Here is a 22635-nt window from a genome sequence, read left to right as displayed (position 1 = left end):
AACCCGCGCGTTTGGAGGAGCACATGGGCGACAAGGACAGGTATCTGGAACGCGGGATCGAGGACTCTCTGGTCACTGATTTCGCGCAGACCCATCGCAAGAGCTATGGAGATTTCCTGCAACTCAAGACCCTACTGAACCTGCAAAAGACCTTTCAGGACCCCGCCCAACCGGATGAGATGCTGTTCATCATCATCCATCAGGTCAGCGAGCTATGGCTGAAGCTGATGCATCACCAACTGGTCGAGACGCGCCACTTCCTGCAACAGGACGCGTTTGGCCCGGCGATGAAAAACCTCGACCGGGTCAAGGCGATCCAGCGCCAGTTGATCTCGGCCTGGGAAACTTTGCTGACCATGACACCCGCCGATTACATGACCTTTCGCGAGGCGTTAGGCAGTTCGTCTGGTTTCCAAAGCTATGGCTACCGACAGATCGAGTTCATTCTAGGCAACAAGGATGCCGCGACCCTGAAAGTGCATGAACATGACGCGGAAGTCATGGAGATGCTGAACACCGCGCTGACCAAGCCGTCCCTCTATGACGAAGTACTGTTTATGCTGTCCCGCCAAGGGCTTGACGTACCGCAGGACCTGCTGGAGCGGGATTTTGCACAGCCCTATTCCGGCGACCCGCGCGTGGTGAAAATCTGGGTGCAGGTGTTCCGTGACACGGATCGGTATTGGGACCTCTATGCACTGGCGGAAAAGCTGATGGATGTGGAATCCCTGTTCCAGCGCTGGCGGTTTGATCACGTAACGGCGGTCGAGCGGGTGATCGGCAACCAGCCCGGCACTGGCGGATCCAGCGGCGTGGCCTTTCTGCGCAAGGCCTTGGATTTGCGCTTTTTCCATGATCTCTACGATGTACGCACCGAACTGATGTATACCGAGCAGGAGTAAGCGATGCTGTACCGGGGTTTCACTCAGGACGAACTGGATCAGGAATATTCGCCCCGGTCGATGATCGGCGGTGACCTGACCCCCTATGTCGACAGCTACGCCGCGCTTAGCGCACAGCACCGGGCACAGATGAAGGTGAAAGAGAACCTGGCCTATGGCGACAGCCCGGCGCAGGTGTTGGATTTCTTTCCCGCAAAAGGCGCAGGCGCACCGCTGCATGTGTTTATCCACGGCGGCTATTGGCAGGCGCTTAGTCAGCGTGAATCGGCGATGATGGCCCCTGCGCTGATCGCAGCCGAGCAGTCCTTTGCTACTCTGAACTACACGCTCGCCCCGGATGCGCGCATCGGGGACATGATTGAGGAATGCCGCAACGCGTTGCTTTGGCTGGCAGAGAACGCGTTCAATCTGGGCTTCGATCCATCCCGAGTTAGTCTGTCCGGCCACAGTGCCGGGGCACAATTGGTTAGTATGGTTATGGCAGGTTCGGCCGATGCACTGGCCCGTGCAGGGATGCGGGTGCGCGACGTGATTCTGATCAGCGGGGTCTACGATCTGGAACCGATCAGCCTGACCCCGGTCAACGATCCGCTGCAACTGACCCCGGTTGAGGTGAACGATCTTTCTCCGATCCGCCACGTGCCCCGACCCGGCCCGCGTTATCACGTGACCGTGGCCGAACGGGACACACCCGAGTTCATCCGCCAGAGCCGCGACTATGCCGAATTACTACGCAAGGGCGGCCATTCAGTCGGCTTCGATCTGAAAAAGGGGATGCAGCACTTCGATATAATCATGCATCCGGGGACGTTTTTGCCGGGGTCGAAATAGGCAAGGGTATTTGCTGCGCGCCCAAAATGTCTGGTTCGAGACCAAACTGACATCTGGGTTTCCTTGTACGGATCAATAGTTATGGTACGAAAAATGAATGCGGCACGTATCCTCTTAGCAAATCTATGCCAGCAACCAAACGAACTCACTACAAAATGGTATTTTGCTTTAGGAGGGCAATTTGACTGAACGTTTAACTCTCAGAGATGGCAGAGCACTCGCATTTAGCACTTACGGCGATCCAAACGGAACACCCGTGATTTTTAGCCATGGTTTTTCCGACTCTCACGTCATTCGTCACCCCGACGACAATCTAACTGCTTCGCTTGGAGTGCGGTGGATTTCAGCCGACGAACCCGGGGTTGGAGGGTCGAGCCCAAAGAAGGATCGGCGAATGGTCGACTGGGGCGCTGATATGGAGGATCTGGCCAACCATCTTGGCCTTGATACCTTCAACGTAGCTGGCCATTCCGGAGGCGGCCCCCATGCTTTGGCGGTAGCATTTCATATGCCCGAACGTGTGCGCAAGGTCGCGCTCGCTTCGCCTGTTGCCCCATTCGATGAGCCCGGTGTCACCAAAATGCTGGTGCTGAAGGACCTGAAGACCATCGCGAAACTGCGCCATCTGACCTTCCTGATCCGCTGGGCCGAGCGTTCGGGCGCTAAAAGTGCTCTAAAAGACATCCCATCCTATGTGGAGTCTGTCGTTGACCAAATGCCCAACGAAGCTAAAACGATCCTTCGCAATCCAGAGCAGCAAGCCTTGTTCGAAGATAACTTTCGCCTTGGTTACCAACAACACGAGGAAGGTGTTTTTGAAATGACCATGGCACTTTGGGACTGGGGCTTCTCACCGAATGAAGTCCGGCAACCAGTGAATATGTTTTACGGTTCTGCGGACGACATTATCTCACCGGAAATGCCAAGACACCTTTGCTCCGAGCTTCCCAACTGCACAGCGCATGAGTGGCCGGACGCTGGACATTACGGGTTTGTGGATCGCGAGCGGTGGATCGAATTTGTCGGCGCGGTTGCTAGTCTGTCTTAGCAAGCCAAGGGCAGCTTTGTCCGCACAGCAGACAATCGGCCGTTGTCCTCTTGAGGCTAAAGGGCGATTAAGCGATGCGTAGTTGTTTTTGAAATCGGAAAGCTTCAGACAAGACATAGAAACGGCGACCGATTGGGCCGCCGCTATTTTTTTCAATGCAACACCAGATCAGTCCAGCGTGCGGGTGACCTCTTCACGCTCGAAGATCTCGATCACGTCGCCAGCGCGGATGTCGTCGTAGTTTTCGAATGCCATACCGCATTCCTGACCCGACTGAACTTCGGCCACTTCGTCCTTGAAGCGTTTCAGCGTCTTCAGCGTGCCTTCGTGGATCACCACGTTGTCGCGCAGCAGGCGCACGCCTGCGGAACGGCGGGCAACGCCTTCGGTGACCAGACAGCCTGCAACTTTGCCGACTCCGGTAACCTTGAAGACTTCGCGGATCTCGGCGTAACCGATGAACTTTTCGCGGATCTCGGCGCTCAGCAGGCCGGACGCGGCCGCTTTCACGTCATCGACGAGGTCATAGATCACCGAGTAGTACCGAATCTCGACACCCTTCTGGTTCGCAGTGTTCCGCGCAGAAGCGTTGGCACGCACGTTGAACCCGAAGATCGGTGCGCCTGACGCTTCGGCCAGACCGACATCCGTTTCGGTGATCGCACCCACGCCCGAGTGCAGAACGCGTACGCGCACTTCGTCGTTGCCGATTTTCTCCATCGCCTGAACGATGGCTTCGGCGGAACCCTGCACATCCGCTTTCATCAGAATCGGCAGCTCGGTGACGTTTTCGTCTTCCTTGGCCTTCTGCATCAGCTGCTCAAGGGTCGTTGCGGCACCGGCAGCAGCGCGTTTGTCCTTCGCAGCCTGTTCGCGATATTCCGCGATCTCACGGGCCTGTGCTTCGGTCTCGGTCACGTTCAGAACGTCACCGGCCTCGGGCGTACCGTTGAGGCCCAGAACTTCGACCGGAACCGAGGGGCCAGCTTCCTTGACGCGTTCACCCTTGTCGTTGATCAGCGCACGGACCTTACCGTACTGCTCACCCACAACGAAGATGTCGCCCTGATGCAGCGTGCCGTTCTGAACCAGAACGGTGGCAACGGGACCACGACCTACATCCAGCTGCGCCTCGATCACGGCACCTTGGGCGGCGCGGTCGGGGTTGGCTTTCAGTTCCAGAATCTCGGCCTGAAGCGCGATGGCTTCCAGCAGTTCGTCCAGACCCTGACCGGTGATGGCGGAGACTTCGACGTCCTGAACCTCACCCGACATTTTCTCAACGATGACTTCGTGCTGCAGCAGATCGGTGCGCACCTTGTCCGGGTTTGCATCCGGCTTGTCGACCTTGTTGATCGCCACGATCATCGGCACTCCGGCAGCTTTCGCGTGGTTGATCGCCTCGATCGTCTGCGGCATCACCGCGTCGTCAGCAGCAACAACCAGAACCACGATATCCGTGACCTGAGCCCCGCGCGAACGCATCGACGTAAACGCCGCGTGACCCGGAGTATCCAGGAAGGTCAGCGTGGTGCCGCCATCGGTTTTGACCTGATAAGCGCCGATATGCTGGGTGATGCCACCGGCCTCACCTGCCACAACGCGCGCGTCACGGATCGCATCCAGCAGCGAGGTCTTACCGTGGTCAACGTGACCCATGATGGTAATAACCGGCGGACGCGGCTGCAGATCGTCTTCGCTGTCTTCGACCTCTTTGATGACGTCTTCAACATCCGAATCGGATACGCGAGTGACCTTGTGGCCAAATTCTTCGATGATCAGCTCGGCAGTGTCGGCGTCGATGGTCTGGTTCTGCGTGACCATCATGCCCATCTGCATAAGCGATTTGACGACATCAGCCACACGCTCGGCCATACGGTTGGCCAGCTCCGAAACCATGATCGCCTCGGGCAGCTGAACGTCGCGGATCACCTTTTCCCGCTCGACCGGGCCGCCCATGGCTTTTTGACGCGCACGCTCCTGCTTACGCTTCATCGACGCCATCGAGCGTTGGCGGTTGCCTTCGCCACCGGTGGCTTGACCCAGTGTCAGCTTGCCGGAACGACGGTTGTCATCACGACCTTTGCCACGACCGCGCTGTTCGCGTTCGCGATCCTGCTTGCGCGGAGTCGCAGCAGGCGCCGGCTTGCTGGCCGGAGCACGGGCGGCTTTGGGTTCTTCGGGGGCCGGGGCGGCCGCGGCGCGTTTGGCGGCTTCTTCCGCCTCTTTGCGCTTGCGCTCTTCCTCTTCGGCCTTGGCCTTTGCACGTTCTTCAGCCTCACGCTGTTCGCGTTCTTTGGCTTCCTGCTCGGCACGGCGACGGGCGCGTTCTTCTTCACGCGCTTTCTCAGCAGCCTCACGGGCGGCGGCCTCTTCGGCCTCGCGCGCTTTGGCGGCCTGCAATGCCTTCATCCGGCGGGCCATTTCCGCGTCGGAAATCCCGGCAGGGCGGCGCGACGGATCACCCGAGGGCGTTGCTCCGCCACCCGGCTTGCCGGCGCCCGGCTTGGGAACCACCACGCGCTTGCGTTTGGTTTCCACCACGACATTCTTGGTGCGTCCGTGGCTGAAACTCTGTTTCACATTTCCGGGGCGTGCCCCGCCACGAAGACCCAATGTCTTTTTGCCGTCATTATCGCTCATAAAGCTTCTTACCCTTCCGCGCGGCCCCTGCCGCCGTCATCCGTTTCGCGCAAGCCACGCAGGCGCTGCGCTTCCTCTACAACACGTTTGGCGAGTCCGCCAGAGGCCAAGGCCGCATGAATCACCGTTTGGCGACCAAATGCCTGCCCTAACTCGTCCGCCGTGAGCCATCCGATGAATTTACCGAAGTGCGGCGTGCTCAGTTTCGACTTGCCGCGCCCCGATCCATCGATGGCCTGAATCAGAACCTGGGCCTCTTCCCGGTCCAGCCACGTCTTGACCTTTTCGTACCCGGCGACCGCGTCACCGGACTTGCGCGCCAGGCTGAGTAACTCGATCACACGGCGCGCAACCTGCTTTTCGACCTCATCGGTCAGGTCGTTCGGAACGCTCACCTGCGCCTTGAACCCACGGGCAAACAGTTTCTTGCCCACGGCTTTGTCCAGCGCAGCGCGATCCGCCGCCACATAGACCCCGCGCCCCGGCAATTTCGCCGCGACATCCGGATAGACCTGACCGTCCGGCCCCGTCACAAAGCGGATCAAGCCAAATTTAGGCTGAACCTCGCCCGTGGCGATGCACTTGCGCTCAGGTCCTTCGGACCGATCCTTATGGACGCCACCGCGACCCATGTGCGCCACCCGAGGCCCTGAGATCAGGCCTCGACCTCCTCTTCAGCAACTTCGCTGTCTTCTTCGGCTTGCTCCAACTCGGCCGGATCGACCCAGCCCAGCATGATGCGCGCAGTCATGACCAGATCCTGCGCCTCTTCCAGCGTCACGCCGAAAGGCTCAAGCACACCGTCATCCTTGATACGCTCACCATCGACTGTGGTCCAGCCACCCGCCAGTTCCCAGTCGGCGCAGGTTGCAAAGTCTTCCAGCGTTTTCACGTCGTCCTTTGCCAGAGCTTCTACCATCTGGGGTGTCAAGCCTTCGAATTCAATAAGGCTGTCTTCGGCGCCCAGTGCGCGAGCACTGTCCAGTGCCGCTTTGGCCTGTGCTTCCAGGAATTCACGAGCACGGGTCTGCAGCTCTTGCGCGGTACCTTCGTCGACACCGTCGATTACCAGCAGTTCGTCAAGCTCGACATAGGCAACCTCTTCGAGGTTGGTGAAGCCTTCCGAAACCAGCAACTGAGCGAAGAATTCGTCCAGATCCAGACTGTCCATGAACAGCTTGGTGCGGGCTTCGAATTCCTTCTGACGACGCGCCGATTCTTCGGCTTCGGTCATGATGTCGATGTCCAGACCAGTCAGCTGGCTGGCCAGACGAACGTTCTGACCACGGCGGCCGATGGCAAGGCTCAGTTGTTCCTCGGGAACCACAACTTCGATCTTGCCGGCTTCTTCATCCAGAACCACCTTGGAAACCTCGGCTGGCTGCAGTGCGTTCACCAGGAAAGTCGGCTGATCTTCGTTCCACGGGATAATGTCGATTTTCTCACCCTGCAGCTCGTTCACAACGGCCTGCACGCGGCTGCCGCGCATACCAACGCAGGCACCGACGGGGTCGATGGAACCATCGTATGAGATAACGGCGATCTTGGCGCGCGAACCGGGGTCACGAGCCACGGCTTTGACCTCAATGATGCCGTCATAGATTTCCGGAACTTCCATCTTGAACAGTTCGGCCATGAATTCCGGCGCAGTGCGCGACAGGAAGATCTGGTGGCCGCGCACTTCGCGGCGAACTTCCTTGATGTAGGCGCGCACACGGTCATTCGGGCGATAGCTTTCGCGGCCGATTTTGTCGTTGCGGCGCAGAACAGCCTCGGCACCACCCAGATCGACGATGACGTTGCCGAATTCTTCGCGTTTGACCGCACCGTTGATGATGGTGCCTGCGCGATCCTTGAATTCTTCGTACTGACGATCCCGCTCGGCTTCGCGAACCTTCTGCAGAATGACTTGCTTGGCGGACTGAGCAGCGATACGGCCCATCTCGACCGGTGGAACCTCTTCAACGAAGACGTCACCAACCTCGGGCGATTCCATGTACTGTTTCGCCTGCTCGACGGTCATCTCGGCCTGGTAGTTCTCCAGTTCCTCATCCTCGACGACAGTGCGAACGCGAGTAAAGGTCGCTTTGCCGGTCTTGCGATCGATTGAAACCCGGATGTCCATCTCGGCGCCGTAACGGCTCTTGGCGGCACGGGCGAGCGATTCCTCCATCGCTTCGACAACCAGACCGGGGTCGATCATCTTTTCGCGGGCCACGGCCTCGGCGGTCTGCAGCAGCTCCAGCTGGTTGGCTGAGGTGATTGCCATCAGTTCGTCTCCTCTTCGGACCCTTCGGTCTCAATCTCGTCGAAAGCGTTCTCGTTCAGGGCACCGGCGTCTTTGCGCTGGCGCAGCATTTCCTTGATCAGGTCATCGGTCAGGACCAGCTTGGCGTCGCTCAGCCAGTCGAATTGCAGACCGATGGTGATCGTCTCAGCCCCCTCGGGGATGTTGATCAGAACTTCATCCCCTTCGATCCCGGCCAGCTCACCCTTGAATCGGCGGCGGCCGTCGATCAATTCAGCGGTTTCGATCTTGGCCTCATAACCCTCGAAGGTCTCAAAATCCTTGAGACGGGTCAGAGGGCGGTCGATGCCGGGGCTGGAAACCTCCAGCGTATAGGCGTCCAGGATCGGGTCCTCAACATCCAGCGTGGCGCTGACCGCGTTGGAAATCTCGGCGCAGTCATCCACTTCGATACCGCCATCGGGTTTGTCGGCCATGATCTGCAGCGTGGTCTGCTTGCCGCTCATCAGGCGAATGCGGACCAACTCATACCCCAGATCCTCGATCACAGGGGTGATAATCTCGGCCAGTCGCCGGTCAATGGCAGCCTTGGCAATAAGGTCGTTTGTCATCTGGTTATCTACCCTTCATCCGGGCACAAAAAAACGGGCGCGCGGCCCGTCGAAATTTCCGGTGGAGCCCCGGACCGAAGCCCGACACGCCGCTGTTGAAACTGCATATACGCAGGGTTTGTCGAAACTGCAACCCCCGGCGGGATTCGTGAACGGATTTACGCCCGCCACCACCGTTCGGCAATGCGCCCGTCGTCCAGCGCACGCTGTGCCCCTATCTGGCGCGGCATACCTACATGCGGGGCCACGGCCAGCGCCATATCCGATTCGCCGGGATGATACCGCAGACCGCGCTGGCCTTTCAGATCGTCGCCTTCAGGCAGGGCAGCCACATCCACATAGCCGTCCCGCAGGGCCTCGGCCCGAACGCGGGCGTCCGGGATCACGATAATTTCGAACGTGTCAGCCCACCCTGCGGTGCCGTCCTTGTAATGCCCGGCAACCTTGCGGCCCAGAAAATGGCGATCATCCTCGGCCCGTTCGACACGATAGCAACCGGTACCATTGGCCGCGTGCAGAGGTGTAACGCCCTGACCCTCGCGCGTGATGACAAAGCGGCTGTCAGCCAGCAGGAAAGGCAGGCCCGGGTTGGCTTTGACCAGTTCCAACCTCACCGAGTCGGGTGTCAGCGCCTCGGCTCGCCCAACCTCTCGCAGCACCGAGACCACGTCTGCCACATCCAGCGCCGCGCCATCGTGGAGGGTTACGTCTGTACGCAGATCAAAACGCCAGATGCGCGCGTCAGAATCGGTCTGCCAACCAGTTGCCAACTCACCGCGCAAAGTGCCGTCGGGGGCGATCTCGGTCAGGGTATCGAACACGGCCCCTCGAGCCACCTGCTCCAGACTGTCGTCGCGCGGCACCGCAAGACGCAGCGTACCACCGGCCTTCGGCGTATCCGCCAGCGACGCCCCCGTGGCCGCCAGCAAAGCAGCAGCAGCACCCGAGGCAAACAGAGCACGGCGATCAATCCGGGTCATGCCACCTCCTCTGCCACGCGGTCCATGATCCGGACCAGTTCGGCACTGATACCGGGCTCAGAGAGGGCGTGACCTGCGTTGCGCACCATTTTCAGCTCGGCATTGGGCCAGCGCTCGGCCAAGTTCCACGCGGCCTGCGGCGGGCAGATCATGTCATAGCGCCCCTGCACGATATGGCCGGGGATATGGGCGATCTTCTCGATCTGATCCAGAATCCGCCCGTCTTTCTCAAGAAAAGCGTTGTTGATGAAATAGTGATTCTCAAGCCGCGCAAAGGCGCGCGCGTATTCGCCGGGGCTTTCCCCAGTCGCGCCATTGGTATGAATCGACGCCAGCGCGTTTTCCCACGATGACCACGCCCGAGCGTACAAAATTTCCGTAGCCCGATCCCCCGAGAATAGACGCTTGTTGTAGGCACCAATCGGGTCAGAGAGCTCAGCCTCGGTCAGCAAAGCCGTGAACTTGGCCCATTGCTCGGGCCAGAATTTGCCCGCGCCGCCGCCGTAGAACCAATCCAGCTCAGACTGGGTGGCCAAAAACACACCGCGCAGCACCAATCGGTTCACACGGTCCGGATGGGTTTGCGCGTAGATCAGGGCCAGGGTCGCGCCCCAGCTGCCGCCAAACACCGTCCAGTCGTCGATATCCAGTAAAGCCCGCAACCGCTCGATATCCGCGACCAGATGCCACGTCGTGTTGTCGGTCACCGACGCATGCGGCCGAGACCGCCCACAGCCGCGCTGGTCGAACAGAATCACCCGATAGACAGACGGATCGAAATAGCGCCGCATCGCCGGGCTGCATCCGCCGCCTGGCCCACCATGCAGCACGACCACCGGCTTGCCGTTTGGATTGCCGCATTGCTCCATATAAATGCGATGGCCTTCGCCCATATCCACCATGCGCTGATCAAAAGGATCGATCGGCGGGTACAGATATTGAACTGCGCGCTTTTGGTCCGGGTACTTGTCCATTATGGCCCTATATAGTCCTTAAACGTAAAAGAGCATACGGAGACAGGAATGCAAGCGCATCCGAACACGGTGGACCCATCCGAGATCGCAAAATTCGAAGCGATGGCGGCCGAGTGGTGGGACCCTCATGGGAAATTCAAGCCTCTGCACATGCTGAATCCGTGCCGTCTGGACTATATCACACAACAGATTGCGGGCGAATTCGACCGTGATCTGAAAGCCCCGCGCCCGTTCGAAGGCCTGCGCCTGCTGGATATCGGCTGCGGTGGCGGTCTGCTGAGCGAACCCATGGCGCGCCTTGGGGCCACGGTCGTCGGCGCCGATGCCGCCGAAGGCAACCTGCCCGTCGCGCGTATCCATGCCGAGCAATCGGGGCTTGAGATCGACTATCGCCACACCACCGCCGAGGACATGGCCGCCGCAGGCGAACAGTTCGACGTGGTGCTGAACATGGAGGTGGTCGAACACGTCGCCGACCCGGCGGGATTTTTAACCGCGTCGCAGCACTTGCTTAAACCGGGCGGCCTGCTGATCTGTTCGACCATCAACCGCAACCCGAAATCCTATGCCATGGCCATCTTCGGGGCCGAGGTCGTCATGCGCTGGCTGCCGCGCGGCACGCATGAGTGGAACAAGTTCATCACCCCCGACGAATTGTTCGACCTGCTGCGCCAAGCCGGGATGGAGCCGGTGGACCGCAAGGGATTCGTGTTCAACCCGATCCTGTGGAGCTGGTCGATCTCGGACCGCGACCTTAGCGTGAATTACGTGACGGCGAGTGTGAAGCCGGGATCGTAGGATGGGTGTTCACACCCATCCTACGATTACCTATTTGACGGTCAAACAGCGAAGACTGAAAGCCGGAGAAAACCCGGCTTTGCCCAACGCTTGTTTGAGACGCCCATTTAGAAAAACGCGATGTGGTACGCCCGGGTCGCGCCATATATCGATACCGGACGCCGCATCCGCATTGCAGACCACATCCCCGGGCTTGAAATCCTTCCATTCAGGAAGTCGGAATAGATCATCACGGTCGGGCCGGGCGCGTCGAAGGCCTTTTGACTCAGCAACGTTCAGCGTGCCTGATTTATTTGCGATCCAAAGGATCGAGTAGTTCTGCTCAATCGGTGTGATCTTGTCTTTTTCGAACAGGTTGACGGGATAAAGCCCCCCTTGACCTAATTCGAAATTCTTGAGGACATCGGCCACATCTGATCGGACCGCCAGAATACCAAACAACTCGATTACAGGAGAATAATTGCCGTAGTGAGGTTCAAAATCATGATCCTCAGGAGCAACCTCCTGAAAGAAGTTGGGCAAAATATCCTGCTGCTCTAACGGTTCTCCGAGACGCTGCCAACGCGCCAGATTGGAGTGATATCCTGATCCTGGCTGCCACCTGAATGCTTTAAAGCGCTCACTTGGTTCTTCAGGAAAATCGTCGGGAACAAGCGCACGAAATGGTCTCTGCAGGTCCATCCCGACGGTAATGTCGGAAATCCAAATTTCATCCGTCATCTTCTACGGTCCTTCGGCGCGGCGAACTCAATCTATGAACCCCTACTCCCCCTCCAACTGCAATCGCAAATCCCGCAGTACCGGCAGCGTGCTGCGGACTCGTTCCAGCCCCAGCTCTCCGACCACGCGATTGATCAGTGGTGCGATGGAAGAAATCGCCTGATCCCGCGCACGGCGACCCGCAGGGCTGATGGCGACCATCTTGCGGCGGGCATCGTCCCAGTCGGGGCGGATGTGGATGTATCCGGCCCATTCCAGCTTGGCCAAGGTGTTGGTCATCGCGCCTCGGGTCACGTGAAAGGTGCTGGCCAGTTGCGCAGGCGTGCGCTCGTCGCCCACAAACACCAGATGGTTCAGCACCGAGAAATGCGAGATTTCCATGCCCTTGGGCAGCACCCGGCTGAGCCGGTTCCGCAGCAACTGGTCGGCGGTCAGGATCTCGCTGAACAGCGTGACCGCAAGGGCATTTTTCTCGTCCGTCATGTCTCGGTTCTGGATCAGGGCCCGTCGAAGGGCCGCACGTGAGTCAAGGAAGGCACGCGGCGGCGCGCCTCAGTCACAGAACTATCATCCAAATCGAAAATGTGAATGCCCGGATCGGTGCCTGCGTCGATGACGACCTCTCCCCACGGGGCCACAACCATGCTGTGCCCGTAAGTATAGCGCGTCTTACCGCGGGTTTTCGGGTGCGTGCCGGTCTGTGCGGGGGCCAGCACCCAACAGCCGTTTTCAATCGCCCGCGCGCGCAGCAGCGATTGCCAATGGGCCGCGCCAGTCACCGGGGAAAACGCCGCCGGAACGGTCAGGATACGCGCACCTGCCTGCGCCAAAGCCGCATAGAGATGCGGGAACCGGATGTCATAACAGATTGTCATGCCAACTGCGCCAAATTCGGTCTGCGCCAGCACCGCGCGTTCGCCGGGGCGGTAGTTCTTGGATTCGCGAAAGGTCTCGGAGTCAGAGACCTGCACGTCGAACATATGAATCTTGTCGTATCGCGCCACGATCTGCCCCTGCGGGCCGATCATGAAGGATCGGTTGGCGAAACGCCCGTCGGCATCATGGGTCTTGACCGCCAATGAGCCGATCAGCAGCCATACGCTCAGCGCGGCGGCCTGATCCCGCAGGCCCGCCAACGTCTGGTCGTCTTCTTCGCGCTGCAACACCTCATGTTGCCGTGTCGTGCTGGTGGACACGCAGTTCGTCACCTCGGGCGTCAGGATGAACCGCGCGCCCTGATCTGCTGCCTCGGCCATCATGGTGCGCACGGTAGCCAGATTTTCGGCCGGGTCATCCGACGAGGTGAGTTGCAGCAGCGCGGTTTTCATCAGGCCGCCAGCAGGCGATCCAGTTTGCCCTGACGCTCCAGCTCATAAAGATCGTCGCAACCGCCAACGTGGTCGGTACCGATGAAGATTTGCGGCACGGTGCGCTTGCCACCCGCGCGTTGGATCATCTCGGGCTTGCGTTTGGGGTGCAGCAGCACGTCGATCTCTTTGAATTCGACGCCTTTCTGTTTCAGCAACCGCTTGGCCGCGTGGCAATAACCGCATAGCGGAGAGGTGTAGAGTTCAACCGGCTTCATATTTCGTCCCTTCGGGTTTCGCGCAATCCTGAGCGAATTAGGCATCCTTGGCAACGCGCGCCAGTACCAACACGAAAATATGATTTGCTCCCGCGGCAAGGCAGATACGCGCACAAGCCGCCAGCGTTGCGCCCGAAGTCATAACATCATCCACCAGCAACACGTCGCGCCCTTGCATCCGGTGACCCCGTTTGGGGTGCGCTGCAATGGCACCTGACAGCGTTTCCGCCCTTTGCGCAGCGGTTTTGCCGTCCAGCACCGGGGTCCGCACCCGTCGCACCAGCAAATCCGGGCAGACATCCAGCCCGGTCAGCCCCCCCAGATGCTGCGCCAGCAGGGCCGACTGGTTGTAGCGCCGTTTCATCAGCCGCGACCAGTGCAGGGGCACCGGCGCGATCAGCATGTCGTCGTGAAACAGAGCCTGCCCGGCTTGCGCCATCCAGCGGGCCGCTGGTTTCGCCAGTTCCGGCCTGTCCCCATGTTTCAGCGCCAGAATCAAGGACCGCGCTTTGCCGTCATACAAAAGCGCCGCACGCCCGTCCTGCCACGGGCGGGGGGTTTTCATGCAGTCGTCACATTCGATCCGATGGCCGTCCGCCTCGCCCGGCAGCGGCACGCCGCAGCTTTCGCACACCACCCCGCCGATAAAGGGCGTGTCGCGCCAGCATTGGCCACACAAACCGAAATCCGCTTCGGTCAATTCACCGCATCCCAAACAGCGCGGCGGATAGATCAGATGAACAGCGGTTTGAATCCGCTGCCACATGCGATAATTGCGCCCTATGAAGTTGCCCGACTCCAACGCACCCTCTCTATTTGACCGCCCGGCCCTGACCCGGCACCGCGCCCGCGCGCAGGATGACGCGCTGTTTCTGCACCATGCCGCCGTGGCCGAGGTGCAGGATCGGCTCTCTATGGTTAAGAAAACCTTTACGGCACCCGCAGTGGTGACGCCGGTTGCGCAGATTTGGCAGGATGTGCTGCCCGGGGCACGGATCGTTGGGGATGACGAGGTGCTGGACCTGACGCCCGGCGCGCATGATCTGGTAATTCACGCCATGGCCCTGCACTGGGCCAACGACCCGGTTGGGCAACTGATCCAGTGCCACCGTGCCCTGCGGCCAGACGGGCTGCTGCTGGTGGTTTGCCTGGGCGGAGAGACCCTGCACGAGTTGCGCGCCGCGCTGGGGCAGGCCGAGATCGAAGTCACCGGCGGCCTCAGCCCTCGCATCGCGCCGATGGCCGAGCTGCGCGATCTGGGCGGTTTGCTGCAACGAGTAGGTCTTGCGCTGCCAGTGGCCGACACCGCGCGTCTGACGGCAGAATACCGCGACCTGACCCATCTGATGCACGACCTGCGCGCGATGGGTGAGACCAACAGCCTGTCCGGACGCATGAAACACCCCACAAAACGGCAGGTCTTTGCCCGGGCGCAGCAGATCTATGCCGACCACTTCACCACGCCTCAGGGCCGTCTGGCCGCCACGTTCGAGCTGATCTGCCTGACCGGCTGGTCGCCCGACGACAGCCAGCAGAAACCCCTGCGCCCCGGATCGGCCCAAGCGCGGCTTGCGGATGCACTAGGTGCAAAAGAAGGCAAACTGCCCGATTGACGACCGGTGAATTCCGGTTATCTCAGCTTGGCAAAGAGAAATCTCAGGAAGCTCGACATGTTTGACGCCACTCGCCCATCCCATGCCCCCGCAGACCACCCCAAGGTCAAGATGGGCCGCGTCGGCATTCTGCTGGCCAATCTGGGCACTCCGGACGACTACAGCTATTGGCCGATGCGCCGCTATCTGAACGAGTTTCTGTCGGATCAGCGCGTCATCGACTATCCCAAATGGAAGTGGCAACCGATCCTGCAGGGCATCATCCTAACCAAACGCCCCTTCAGCTCAGGCGAGGCCTACAAGTCGATCTGGAACCACGACAAGGGCGAAAGCCCGCTGATGACGATCACCAAGGACCAGACCGCCAAGCTGCGCGATGCGATGCAGGCGCGCTATGGCGATCGTGTTCTGGTCGATTTCTGTATGCGGTACGGCAACCCCTCAACCAAGTCCAAGGTGCGCGAGATGGTGGCGGCGGGCTGCGACCGCATCCTGTTCTTCCCCCTTTACCCGCAATATGCCGGTGCCACGACCGCCACCGCCAACGACCAGTTCTTCCGCGCGCTGATGGAGGAAGCCTGGCAGCCCGCCACGCGCACCGTGCCCGCCTATTTTGATGAGCCCGCTTATATCGATGCCTTGGCCGGATCGGTGGAAAAAGCCTATGTGGCGATGGAGACACAGCCGGACATTCTGGTCGTCTCATACCACGGAATGCCGGAGCGTTATTTGCAGCAGGGTGACCCCTATCACTGCCAATGTGCAAAAACCTCGCGGTTGCTGAAGGAACGGCTGGGCTGGGCGGACGACCAGCTTGTTTCAACCTTCCAATCCCGATTCGGCCCCGAGGAATGGCTGAAACCCTATACGGTCGATCACGTGGCCGAACTGGCCAAGCAGGGCAAAAAGAACATCGCCGTGATTGCACCGGCATTTTCCGCTGACTGCATCGAGACGCTGGAAGAGATCAACGAAGAGATCAGGGAAAGCTTCGAAGAAGCAGGCGGCGAAAATTTCACCTATATTCCGTGCCTCAACGACGATGATTCGCACATCGCGGCGCTTGGCAAGGTAGTCGAAGACAACCTGAAGGGCTGGCTGGACTGACCACCCTTTCAATCAGGCCGATCAACCAGACATGAAAAAAGGCGGTGGAATGCTCCACCGCCTTTTCTCTAGATGGTGCTCGTCAAATTAGCTTGCTGCAACAGCTGCGGCAACTACGACCAGCAGGATCAGCGGCAGGATGATGCCCTGCGACGAACCTTGAGTTTCCTCGACAACAACCGGTGCTTCAACAACCGGCTCTTCCAGGTTGCCAGCGTAGGCGGTCGATGCAGCAGCAGTCAGTGCAGCGGCGAGAACGAGTTTCTTCATATTAACCTCCAGAATTTGCACGGTTCCAAATAGCGAAACCGCACACCCAAGACTTACCTCGTATGTTTTTTCTAATCAGCTATCCGACTGGAATGCAATTGCAACTTGCGCCGCAAGCGGGTTCGTGCGCGAAAATGTCGTCAAATAAGCAACACTTGCGTGCCGACCTTCGTCATAGAGAACAACTCAGCGATGTCTTCATTGAACAAACCAATGCAGCCATTCGATGACCGGCGACCGATTTTGCGCGTATCGTGGGTTCCGTGGATTCGGTAGTACTTCCAGCTCAGATACAAAGCGTGTGTTCCCAACGGGTTATCCGGACCCGGAGGGATATAGTCCGGCCATTCCGGATTGCGCTTCTTCATTGATGGCGTTGGCGACCAGCTTGGCCCTTCGACTTTGCGGATCACGCTGGTCCGGCCGCGCCGGGTCAATTCCTCGGTCAATGGCACAGACGAGGGGTAAAGTTTGTACACCGACTGATCATCGGACCAGTAGTGTAGCGCACGCGATACGGTATCGACCAGAATGGCGCCGTTGTTCGTGTTGGAAAAATAGGGCTGCCAGTCCAGCGCGCGGAAACCTGAGATATTGCGACGCACCTCTGGTTCCGGTTCGGGCGCGGGACGCAGCGGGTCACCGGGGATATATTGGGCGACCGCAGGAGAGGCCAGCAGGGCTGACGCTCCGGTCAGAAATCCGCGGCGGGAGGGCGCATTAAAGAGTTTTTTGACCATGGCGGCGGTCCTTTGTTAGGGCCAGTCTGAAATTCCAGCCCATTTTATGGCCAGAATGCTTCAGTCGCAAATCAAACCGGCAGAATCACGCGGAACTGGGGTAATGCGCGTTTGCCCAAGGCGGTCTGTCGCGCTATGCCCTAGGTTAAACCAATCATCAGGTCGATCATGACGCGTATCATTTCTTTGCTTTTTGCCTGCTTTATCGGGCTGGCCGCATGTACCCCCGGCAGCACGCCGACATATGGATCGGACGGGCGGCCACTGCCGACAGTCTATAAAATCCGGGGCAATCCCGAAAAACTGCAGTTCCGTATGCTTGATTCGGTCAATGCCCTGCGTCAGGCCCAGGGTTTGCAGGCGGTGCAGCTGAATTCGCGACTCAACGCAGCAGCGGCGACGCATGCGAAGGACATGGCGCGCCAAAACCGCCCATGGCATTTTGGATCGGATGGTTCTTCACCAATTGATCGAGCCCAGCGCGTGGGGTATTACGGCACATTTCTGGGCGAGGCGATCTCTGAGACTTATGAAACCGAGACTGAAACTCTGGCCGCGTGGATGCAGGAACCCGGCCCGCGTTCGGTGATCATGGATCCCAAGGCCACGCAGATGGGCTTTTCCTGGCATCAGGAAGGCGGCGGCAAGATCTGGTGGACGCTGGAAATGGGTGCGGGCGGATAACCGCAACCCTATCCGAAAACGAAAAAGCCCCCGGCAAACCGGGGGCTTTTTCGTATCGAGAATGGTTTAGGCGGCTTGCATTGACTGCGCTTCGGTTAGAATGGCGTAGAGTTTGACCGGGTCCGGATTGGCCCGCAATTTCGAGCAGACTGCAGTATCACGCAGGGTCCGCGACACCAGCGCAAGGGCTTTCAAGTGGTCGACCCCGGCCTCTTCCGGCGCAAACAGCGCAAAGGCGATATCAACTGGTTGCCGATCGACCGACCCGAAATCAATCGGCTTCTCCAGCATCACGAAGACACCGGCAACAGCCTCAAGCTCAGCCATGCGGGCGTGCGGCAGAGCCACGCCATGACCTACACCAGTGGGACCCAGGCTTTCCCGTTCCAGCAGGCCATCGGCAACGATCTGGGCCTCAAGACCCAGAGTCGCGTCTGCCACATCGGCAATTTCCTGAAAAAGCCGCTTCTTGCTGGATGCGGCCGACAATACACGCACCGCTTCTGGTTTCAGTATGCTCGAAAGCTCCATGATCACGCTCCACGGCAAAGCCCCCGCAGGTTGCAGGGGCGTGCCTTTGTCATTCTTGCCTGTTACGGATCGATCCAGCCGATGTTGCCGTCATCCCGGCGGTACACGACGTTCAATCCGTCCTTGTTTTCATTGCGGAACACCAGCACCGGAGCACCGACCAGTTCCATCTGCATAACGGCTTCACCAACACTCAGCGATGGGATTTTGGTTTCCATCTCAGCCACAATCATCGGCTGCAAGGATTCGGGTTCGCTCGCCGACTCAGACTCGTCAGAAGCGAGGATATATGAGGAAGCACCAAAGAGTTCAACCGGCTCAGAACGATCCTTGTGGTGATCCTTGAGACGGCGCTTGTAGCGACGCAATTGGGTTTCCATCTTGTCGCAGCAAGCCTCAAATGCTGCGTAAATCTCGGTTGCGTGGGCCTTGGCCTGCGCCGTCAGGCCAGTGGAAAGATGTACGGTGGTTTCGCATACATATTCATGCGCAGAACGGGAAAAGACGACATTGGCGTCGGTCGGACGCTGGGCATATTTCCCAACAACCTCGCCAAGTTCGGTCTGCACATGGGTCTGAAGTGCTTCGCCGATGTCGATCTGTTTTCCGCTGATTTGGTAACGCATGTGATCTCCTTCACAATTCACACCCATTCTGACGTCACGTAACGCGACGCACTTGTTTTTATCGGGTGGGGGGTAGAGACATTTCCCGCGGTAGCCGCACGGTTCCCCCTTCAACGAAGGGGCCTCGTGATCCAGACGGGAACCGAAGAAATGCCATGACCCAATTGAGGCAAGAGACGGCGGAAGAGTCAATCAAAACAGACGTGTATATACGTGATTTCCGGCATGCATTCGGCGCATTTCTGCGCAAGCTCATGAAATCCTGAAGTTTTCACCCAGATAGACCCGGCGGACGTTCTCGTTTTCGACCACTTCGTCCGGGGTGCCGGACATCAGTACCTGCCCGTCATGCAGGATATAGGCGCGGTCCACAATTTCCAGCGTTTCCCGCACGTTATGGTCAGTGATCAGAACACCGATGCCGCGCTTTTTCAGATCCGCAACCAGATGGCGGATATCGCCGACGCTGATCGGGTCAACACCCGCAAAGGGTTCATCCAAAAGCAGATATTTTGGGTCAGCCGCAAGACAGCGGGCAATCTCAACGCGGCGACGCTCACCACCCGACAGCGCCAGTGCCGGTGCCCGGCGCAGATGTTCGATCGAGAAATCCGATAAGAGCTCTTCCAAACGCTCCTTGCGGCGGTGAGCATGGCGCACCGTAATGTCCAGAACGGCGGCAATATTGTCCTCGACGCTCATGCCACGAAAGATCGACATCTCCTGCGGCAGATAACCGATACCAAGACGCGCGCGCCGGTACATGGGCAAGGTTGTTACCGTCTGCCCGTCGATCGTGACCGTGCCCGCCTCGGGAAAGACCAAACCGGCGACGGAATAGAAAGTGGTCGTCTTCCCCGATCCGTTCGGACCCAGAAGCGCTACAACCTCGGACCGATCCAGCGTCATCGACACATCGCGGATCACGGTCTTCTTGCGGTAGGATTTCCGCAGCTTTTCGATTCTGAGGCCGGATTGCCCTTCGGCCACGGTCAGTTCCGGGCGCATCATCAGTTGTCGCCCTGCTGCAGTATGGTTTTGACATTGCCGGTCATCGTCGCGGTACCGGCGGTCAGGTCGGCATTCATCTGATCGCCGCTGATGGTGCTGGGCCCCTGGTTCAAAAGCACATTGCCTTTCATCACGATCACGCCGGAATCGATGGTATATTCGGCCCAATCGCCCTCGGCTGCATCGGGCGGGCTTATAAGAACCACATCCTCGGTCGCTTCCATCCGTTCGATGCCCGAGCGTTCTTCGTTGTAGATAACGAGTACCCTTTCAGCGGTCAGACGCATTTCCCCCTGAATGACGATCACATTGCCAAGAAATTCGGCCGATCCGTCCTCTTGATTGACGTTCAGCTTTTCCGAGGTCACCTCAACCGGCAGGCTGGGGTCGGCCTGAGTGGCGCCAAAGGCAACCTGAGTCTCCTGCGCCGCAACGGAAATGGCACCGAGGGTCATACAAAGGCAAATTGTGACAAATCGAAAATCGAACACAGGTTATCTTTCTGCTTTTTCAGGCTCGTATATCAGCTTCACACCGTCTGTAAAAAGAATATGGACCGGACCGTCAGTTTTTTCCGTACCAAAGGTCATACTGCCAGCGGTAAAATTGCCGATAATCCCAGTGCCATTGACCTGACCGGGTGCGTTACCCCGGATTTCGTCCAGCGCAGTGTTTAGCAAATCGGTCGTGATTTCCGTACCGTCGGTCGAGGTGATGACCACATCGCCGACAAAAGTGGCCGTGTTCTTATCGGGGCGGATCATGCCCGAATTCGAATCCAACGTGATGACCTTGCCATCCGAAAGGTTCATGCGACCACGAAATTCGGCGGCAGTAGGAATTGAACCTTCCCTTCCCTGCATAGCCCGGTTCGCCTCAATCTGAACCTCTTCGCCCTTGCGGGTAGTGCCGCGGTAGTTCGGCTGCGTCACCACCTGATCGGCCAGACGTTCGTCGATGTCCTGCTGTGTAAAGGGAACACTCACATTGGTCTCGATACTGCGCGACAAAAGGAAAACGGTCGACAGCATCAGGATGGCTACCAATGGCAGTACCACCTTGAAGAACTGAACCCTGCGGGAATGTCCGTCCACCGCGTAACCCTCCGCCTAGCCCAGGCCGACGCGCAGGCAGTCGTGGATGTGCAGCAACCCCTGCGCCGGGCCCTGCGTATCGGGGTCAACCACGAACAGCGATGTGATCTTGCGGTCGTTCATGATTGCCACCGCCTCTTCCGCCATTGCGTTGGGTGCGATGGTCAGCGGGTTGCGGGTCATGACCTCTTCGGTGGTTTTGTTCAGCAAGCCGTCCATGTTCCGGCGCAAGTCACCATCGGTCACGATGCCTATCAGTCGACCCGCCTCATCGGTCACGCCGACAACGCCAAAGCTCTTCTGGCTCATGACAAGAAGCGCCTCGCTCATCGGGGTTCCCTCGGGCACCACGGGCAGATCGGCGTGCATCAGGTCACGCACGGTGGACAACTGCGCGCCAAGCTTGCCGCCGGGGTGGAAGGCGCGGAAATCCTCGGGTTTGAAGTCGCGGTACTTCATCAGCGCGATTGCCAGCGCGTCGCCCATCGCCAGTGTCAGCGTAGTCGAGATCGACGGCACCATGCCAAAGCCACAGGCCTCACCCATCGACGGGATCAGCAGATGCACATCGGCCTGCTTCATCAGTGTGCTTTCCGGCTTGCTGGACAGTCCGATCAGCGGGATGCTGAAACGGCGGGTAAAGGCCAGCAGGTTCACCAGTTCCGGCGCCTCGCCCGAATTCGAAATCGCCAGAACCACATCGCCTTTCGAAACCATGCCCAGATCACCATGGCTCGCCTCGGCCGGGTGCACGAAATAGGCCGGCGTACCGGTGCTGGCCAGTGTGGCGGCGATCTTGTGGCCGATATGGCCCGACTTGCCGATACCGCTGATGATGATCCGGCCCGGCGCCTGCAGGATCAGTTGCACGGCCTCGGCAAAATGTTCGTCCAGACTGTCGGCCAGAACGTCCAACGCACGGGCTTCGTCAGTAACAACCTGTCGGGCGGTTCTCAGGAATGCTTCGGTATCGGTCATGAGTGCGCAAAAATATCCGTTTCGGGCCAACCGGCGAGATCGAGTTTCGCACGCGTCGGCAAGAAGTCAAAACACGCCTGCGCCATCTCAGTACGCCCTTCGCGGGCCAAACGCCCGTCCAGCGCCTCGCGCAGGCGGTGCAGGTACAGCACGTCAGAAGCGGCATAGTCCAGCTGCGCATCGGTCAGGGTCTCAGCACCCCAGTCGCTCATCTGCTGCTGCTTCGAGATATCGACGCCGATCAGCTCCTGACACAAGTTCTTCAGGCCGTGGCGGTCGGTATAGGTGCGCACCAGACGGCTGGCGATCTTGGTACAATAGACCGGTGCTGCCAGTGCGCCAAAGGTGTGGTACATCGCGGCTATGTCAAACCGGCCAAAGTGGAACAGCTTCAGCACGTCGGGGTTTTCTAGCATCGCACACAGGTTCGGCGCCTGCGTCTGGCCCTTCTCAACCTGCACGATATGGCTGTTGCCGTCACCGCCCGACATCTGGATCACGCACAGGCGGTCACGATGCGGGTTCAGCCCCATGGTTTCGCAGTCAATGGCCACAACAGGGCCCAGATCCAACCCGTCCGGCAGGTCGTTTTTATAGAGATGGTTCGCCACGGGGGTCTTCCTTTGTCCGGTATTGCCCCC

General features: G+C 59.1%; 27 protein-coding genes. 7 read left to right on the top strand and 20 right to left on the bottom strand.

Annotated elements, in window-relative coordinates; genetic code table 11:
* Positions 1-23 precede the first annotated feature (23 nt).
* From GOW98_RS18380 to GOW98_RS18370, 3 genes are all read left to right on the top strand, one after another.
* Positions 24-902, top strand: a complete 879-nt coding sequence (locus GOW98_RS18380; RefSeq protein ID WP_170334702.1) for a tryptophan 2,3-dioxygenase — start codon at positions 24-26, stop codon at positions 900-902.
* Positions 903-905: 3 nt separating this feature from the next.
* Positions 906-1733 (top strand): alpha/beta hydrolase, encoded by an 828-nt coding sequence (locus GOW98_RS18375; RefSeq protein WP_170334700.1) that lies wholly within the window; start codon positions 906-908, stop codon positions 1731-1733.
* Between the two features lie 181 nt (positions 1734-1914).
* On the top strand, positions 1915-2781 hold the full coding sequence (locus GOW98_RS18370; RefSeq protein ID WP_170334698.1) for an alpha/beta fold hydrolase: 867 nt from the start codon (positions 1915-1917) through the stop codon (positions 2779-2781).
* A 168-nt stretch (positions 2782-2949) separates the two neighbouring features.
* Here the strand turns inward: GOW98_RS18370 and infB are convergent, their stop codons facing one another.
* From infB to pip, 6 genes are all read right to left on the bottom strand, one after another.
* Positions 2950-5424 carry a translation initiation factor IF-2 gene (gene infB, locus GOW98_RS18365; RefSeq protein ID WP_170334696.1) on the bottom strand — a complete coding sequence of 825 codons (2475 nt, stop codon included), beginning with the start codon at positions 5422-5424 and terminating at the stop codon, positions 2950-2952.
* 8 nt (positions 5425-5432) lie between these two features.
* Positions 5433-6056 carry an RNA-binding protein gene (locus tag GOW98_RS18360; RefSeq protein WP_170334695.1) on the bottom strand — a complete coding sequence of 208 codons (624 nt, stop codon included), beginning with the start codon at positions 6054-6056 and terminating at the stop codon, positions 5433-5435.
* A 23-nt stretch (positions 6057-6079) separates the two neighbouring features.
* Positions 6080-7693, bottom strand: coding sequence for a transcription termination factor NusA (gene nusA, locus GOW98_RS18355; protein ID WP_170334693.1), 1614 nt, complete (start codon positions 7691-7693; stop codon positions 6080-6082).
* Positions 7693-8283: a ribosome maturation factor RimP gene (gene rimP, locus GOW98_RS18350; RefSeq protein WP_170334691.1), complete on the bottom strand. Its 591-nt coding sequence runs from the start codon at positions 8281-8283 to the stop codon at positions 7693-7695. Before rimP ends, nusA begins: the two co-directional genes overlap by 1 nt.
* A gap of 158 nt (positions 8284-8441) precedes the next feature.
* Positions 8442-9263 carry an ABC transporter substrate-binding protein gene (locus GOW98_RS18345; protein WP_170334689.1) on the bottom strand — a complete coding sequence of 274 codons (822 nt, stop codon included), beginning with the start codon at positions 9261-9263 and terminating at the stop codon, positions 8442-8444.
* Positions 9260-10237 (bottom strand): prolyl aminopeptidase, encoded by a 978-nt coding sequence (gene pip / locus GOW98_RS18340; RefSeq protein ID WP_170334687.1) that lies wholly within the window; start codon positions 10235-10237, stop codon positions 9260-9262. Before pip ends, GOW98_RS18345 begins: the two co-directional genes overlap by 4 nt.
* A 48-nt stretch (positions 10238-10285) precedes the next feature.
* Here pip and ubiG point away from each other — a divergent pair, with 48 nt between their 5' ends.
* Entirely contained in the window at positions 10286-11035 is a 750-nt protein-coding gene (gene ubiG / locus GOW98_RS18335) for a bifunctional 2-polyprenyl-6-hydroxyphenol methylase/3-demethylubiquinol 3-O-methyltransferase UbiG (RefSeq protein WP_170334685.1), read from the top strand.
* A 30-nt stretch (positions 11036-11065) separates the two neighbouring features.
* Here the strand turns inward: ubiG and GOW98_RS18330 are convergent, their stop codons facing one another.
* The 5 genes from GOW98_RS18330 to GOW98_RS18310 are packed head-to-tail and all read right to left on the bottom strand — an operon-like array spanning position 11066 to position 14106.
* On the bottom strand, positions 11066-11755 hold the full coding sequence (locus GOW98_RS18330) for a hypothetical protein (RefSeq protein WP_170334683.1): 690 nt from the start codon (positions 11753-11755) through the stop codon (positions 11066-11068).
* A 42-nt stretch (positions 11756-11797) separates the two neighbouring features.
* Positions 11798-12238: a MarR family winged helix-turn-helix transcriptional regulator gene (locus GOW98_RS18325; protein WP_170334681.1), complete on the bottom strand. Its 441-nt coding sequence runs from the start codon at positions 12236-12238 to the stop codon at positions 11798-11800.
* A 14-nt stretch (positions 12239-12252) separates the two neighbouring features.
* A complete protein-coding gene (locus GOW98_RS18320; protein ID WP_170334679.1) occupies positions 12253-13083 on the bottom strand; it encodes a carbon-nitrogen hydrolase family protein in 831 nt (276 codons plus the stop codon).
* Complete coding sequence (grxC, locus tag GOW98_RS18315) at positions 13083-13340, bottom strand: glutaredoxin 3 (RefSeq protein ID WP_170334677.1); 258 nt, start codon at positions 13338-13340, stop codon at positions 13083-13085. Before grxC ends, GOW98_RS18320 begins: the two co-directional genes overlap by 1 nt.
* A gap of 37 nt (positions 13341-13377) precedes the next feature.
* Positions 13378-14106, bottom strand: coding sequence for a ComF family protein (locus GOW98_RS18310; RefSeq protein WP_170334675.1), 729 nt, complete (start codon positions 14104-14106; stop codon positions 13378-13380).
* 16 nt (positions 14107-14122) lie between these two features.
* Here GOW98_RS18310 and GOW98_RS18305 point away from each other — a divergent pair, with 16 nt between their 5' ends.
* Positions 14123-14953, top strand: a complete 831-nt coding sequence (locus GOW98_RS18305; protein ID WP_170334674.1) for a methyltransferase domain-containing protein — start codon at positions 14123-14125, stop codon at positions 14951-14953.
* 57 nt (positions 14954-15010) lie between these two features.
* Positions 15011-16060: a ferrochelatase gene (gene hemH / locus GOW98_RS18300; protein WP_170334672.1), complete on the top strand. Its 1050-nt coding sequence runs from the start codon at positions 15011-15013 to the stop codon at positions 16058-16060.
* An 87-nt stretch (positions 16061-16147) separates the two neighbouring features.
* Here the strand turns inward: hemH and GOW98_RS18295 are convergent, their stop codons facing one another.
* Both GOW98_RS18295 and GOW98_RS18290 read right to left on the bottom strand, forming a co-directional pair.
* The gene (locus GOW98_RS18295; RefSeq protein ID WP_010442520.1) at positions 16148-16330 is read right to left on the bottom strand and encodes a hypothetical protein; all 183 of its coding nucleotides are present in this window, start codon (positions 16328-16330) and stop codon (positions 16148-16150) included.
* A gap of 140 nt (positions 16331-16470) precedes the next feature.
* Complete coding sequence (locus GOW98_RS18290) at positions 16471-17070, bottom strand: L,D-transpeptidase (protein WP_170334670.1); 600 nt, start codon at positions 17068-17070, stop codon at positions 16471-16473.
* 168 nt (positions 17071-17238) lie between these two features.
* Here GOW98_RS18290 and GOW98_RS18285 point away from each other — a divergent pair, with 168 nt between their 5' ends.
* Positions 17239-17754: a CAP domain-containing protein gene (locus tag GOW98_RS18285; RefSeq protein WP_170334668.1), complete on the top strand. Its 516-nt coding sequence runs from the start codon at positions 17239-17241 to the stop codon at positions 17752-17754.
* A gap of 66 nt (positions 17755-17820) precedes the next feature.
* Here GOW98_RS18285 and GOW98_RS18280 read toward each other — a convergent pair whose 3' ends face one another.
* The 7 genes from GOW98_RS18280 to GOW98_RS18250 all read right to left on the bottom strand — a co-directional run bounded on the left by GOW98_RS18280 (position 17821) and on the right by GOW98_RS18250 (position 22605).
* The gene (locus GOW98_RS18280; RefSeq protein WP_170334666.1) at positions 17821-18285 is read right to left on the bottom strand and encodes a PTS sugar transporter subunit IIA; all 465 of its coding nucleotides are present in this window, start codon (positions 18283-18285) and stop codon (positions 17821-17823) included.
* A 62-nt stretch (positions 18286-18347) separates the two neighbouring features.
* Positions 18348-18911 (bottom strand): ribosome hibernation-promoting factor, HPF/YfiA family, encoded by a 564-nt coding sequence (gene hpf / locus GOW98_RS18275; RefSeq protein ID WP_170334664.1) that lies wholly within the window; start codon positions 18909-18911, stop codon positions 18348-18350.
* A 252-nt stretch (positions 18912-19163) separates the two neighbouring features.
* Complete coding sequence (lptB, locus tag GOW98_RS18270; RefSeq protein WP_170334662.1) at positions 19164-19922, bottom strand: LPS export ABC transporter ATP-binding protein; 759 nt, start codon at positions 19920-19922, stop codon at positions 19164-19166.
* Positions 19922-20377: an LptA/OstA family protein gene (locus GOW98_RS18265; protein WP_170334660.1), complete on the bottom strand. Its 456-nt coding sequence runs from the start codon at positions 20375-20377 to the stop codon at positions 19922-19924. Before GOW98_RS18265 ends, lptB begins: the two co-directional genes overlap by 1 nt.
* Before the next feature lie 39 nt (positions 20378-20416).
* Positions 20417-21016: an LPS export ABC transporter periplasmic protein LptC gene (gene lptC, locus GOW98_RS18260; protein ID WP_170334658.1), complete on the bottom strand. Its 600-nt coding sequence runs from the start codon at positions 21014-21016 to the stop codon at positions 20417-20419.
* A gap of 15 nt (positions 21017-21031) precedes the next feature.
* Positions 21032-21994: a KpsF/GutQ family sugar-phosphate isomerase gene (locus tag GOW98_RS18255; protein ID WP_170334656.1), complete on the bottom strand. Its 963-nt coding sequence runs from the start codon at positions 21992-21994 to the stop codon at positions 21032-21034.
* On the bottom strand, positions 21991-22605 hold the full coding sequence (locus GOW98_RS18250; protein WP_170334654.1) for a ribonuclease D: 615 nt from the start codon (positions 22603-22605) through the stop codon (positions 21991-21993). The genes GOW98_RS18255 and GOW98_RS18250 overlap by 4 nt, the downstream gene beginning before the upstream one ends.
* Positions 22606-22635 lie beyond the last annotated feature (30 nt).

This window comes from Ruegeria arenilitoris (assembly GCF_013032445.1).
Classification (GTDB): domain Bacteria; phylum Pseudomonadota; class Alphaproteobacteria; order Rhodobacterales; family Rhodobacteraceae; genus Ruegeria; species Ruegeria arenilitoris_F.
Note: the sequence above shows the minus strand (reverse complement) of the source record. Positions and strands in the feature narration are given on the sequence as shown.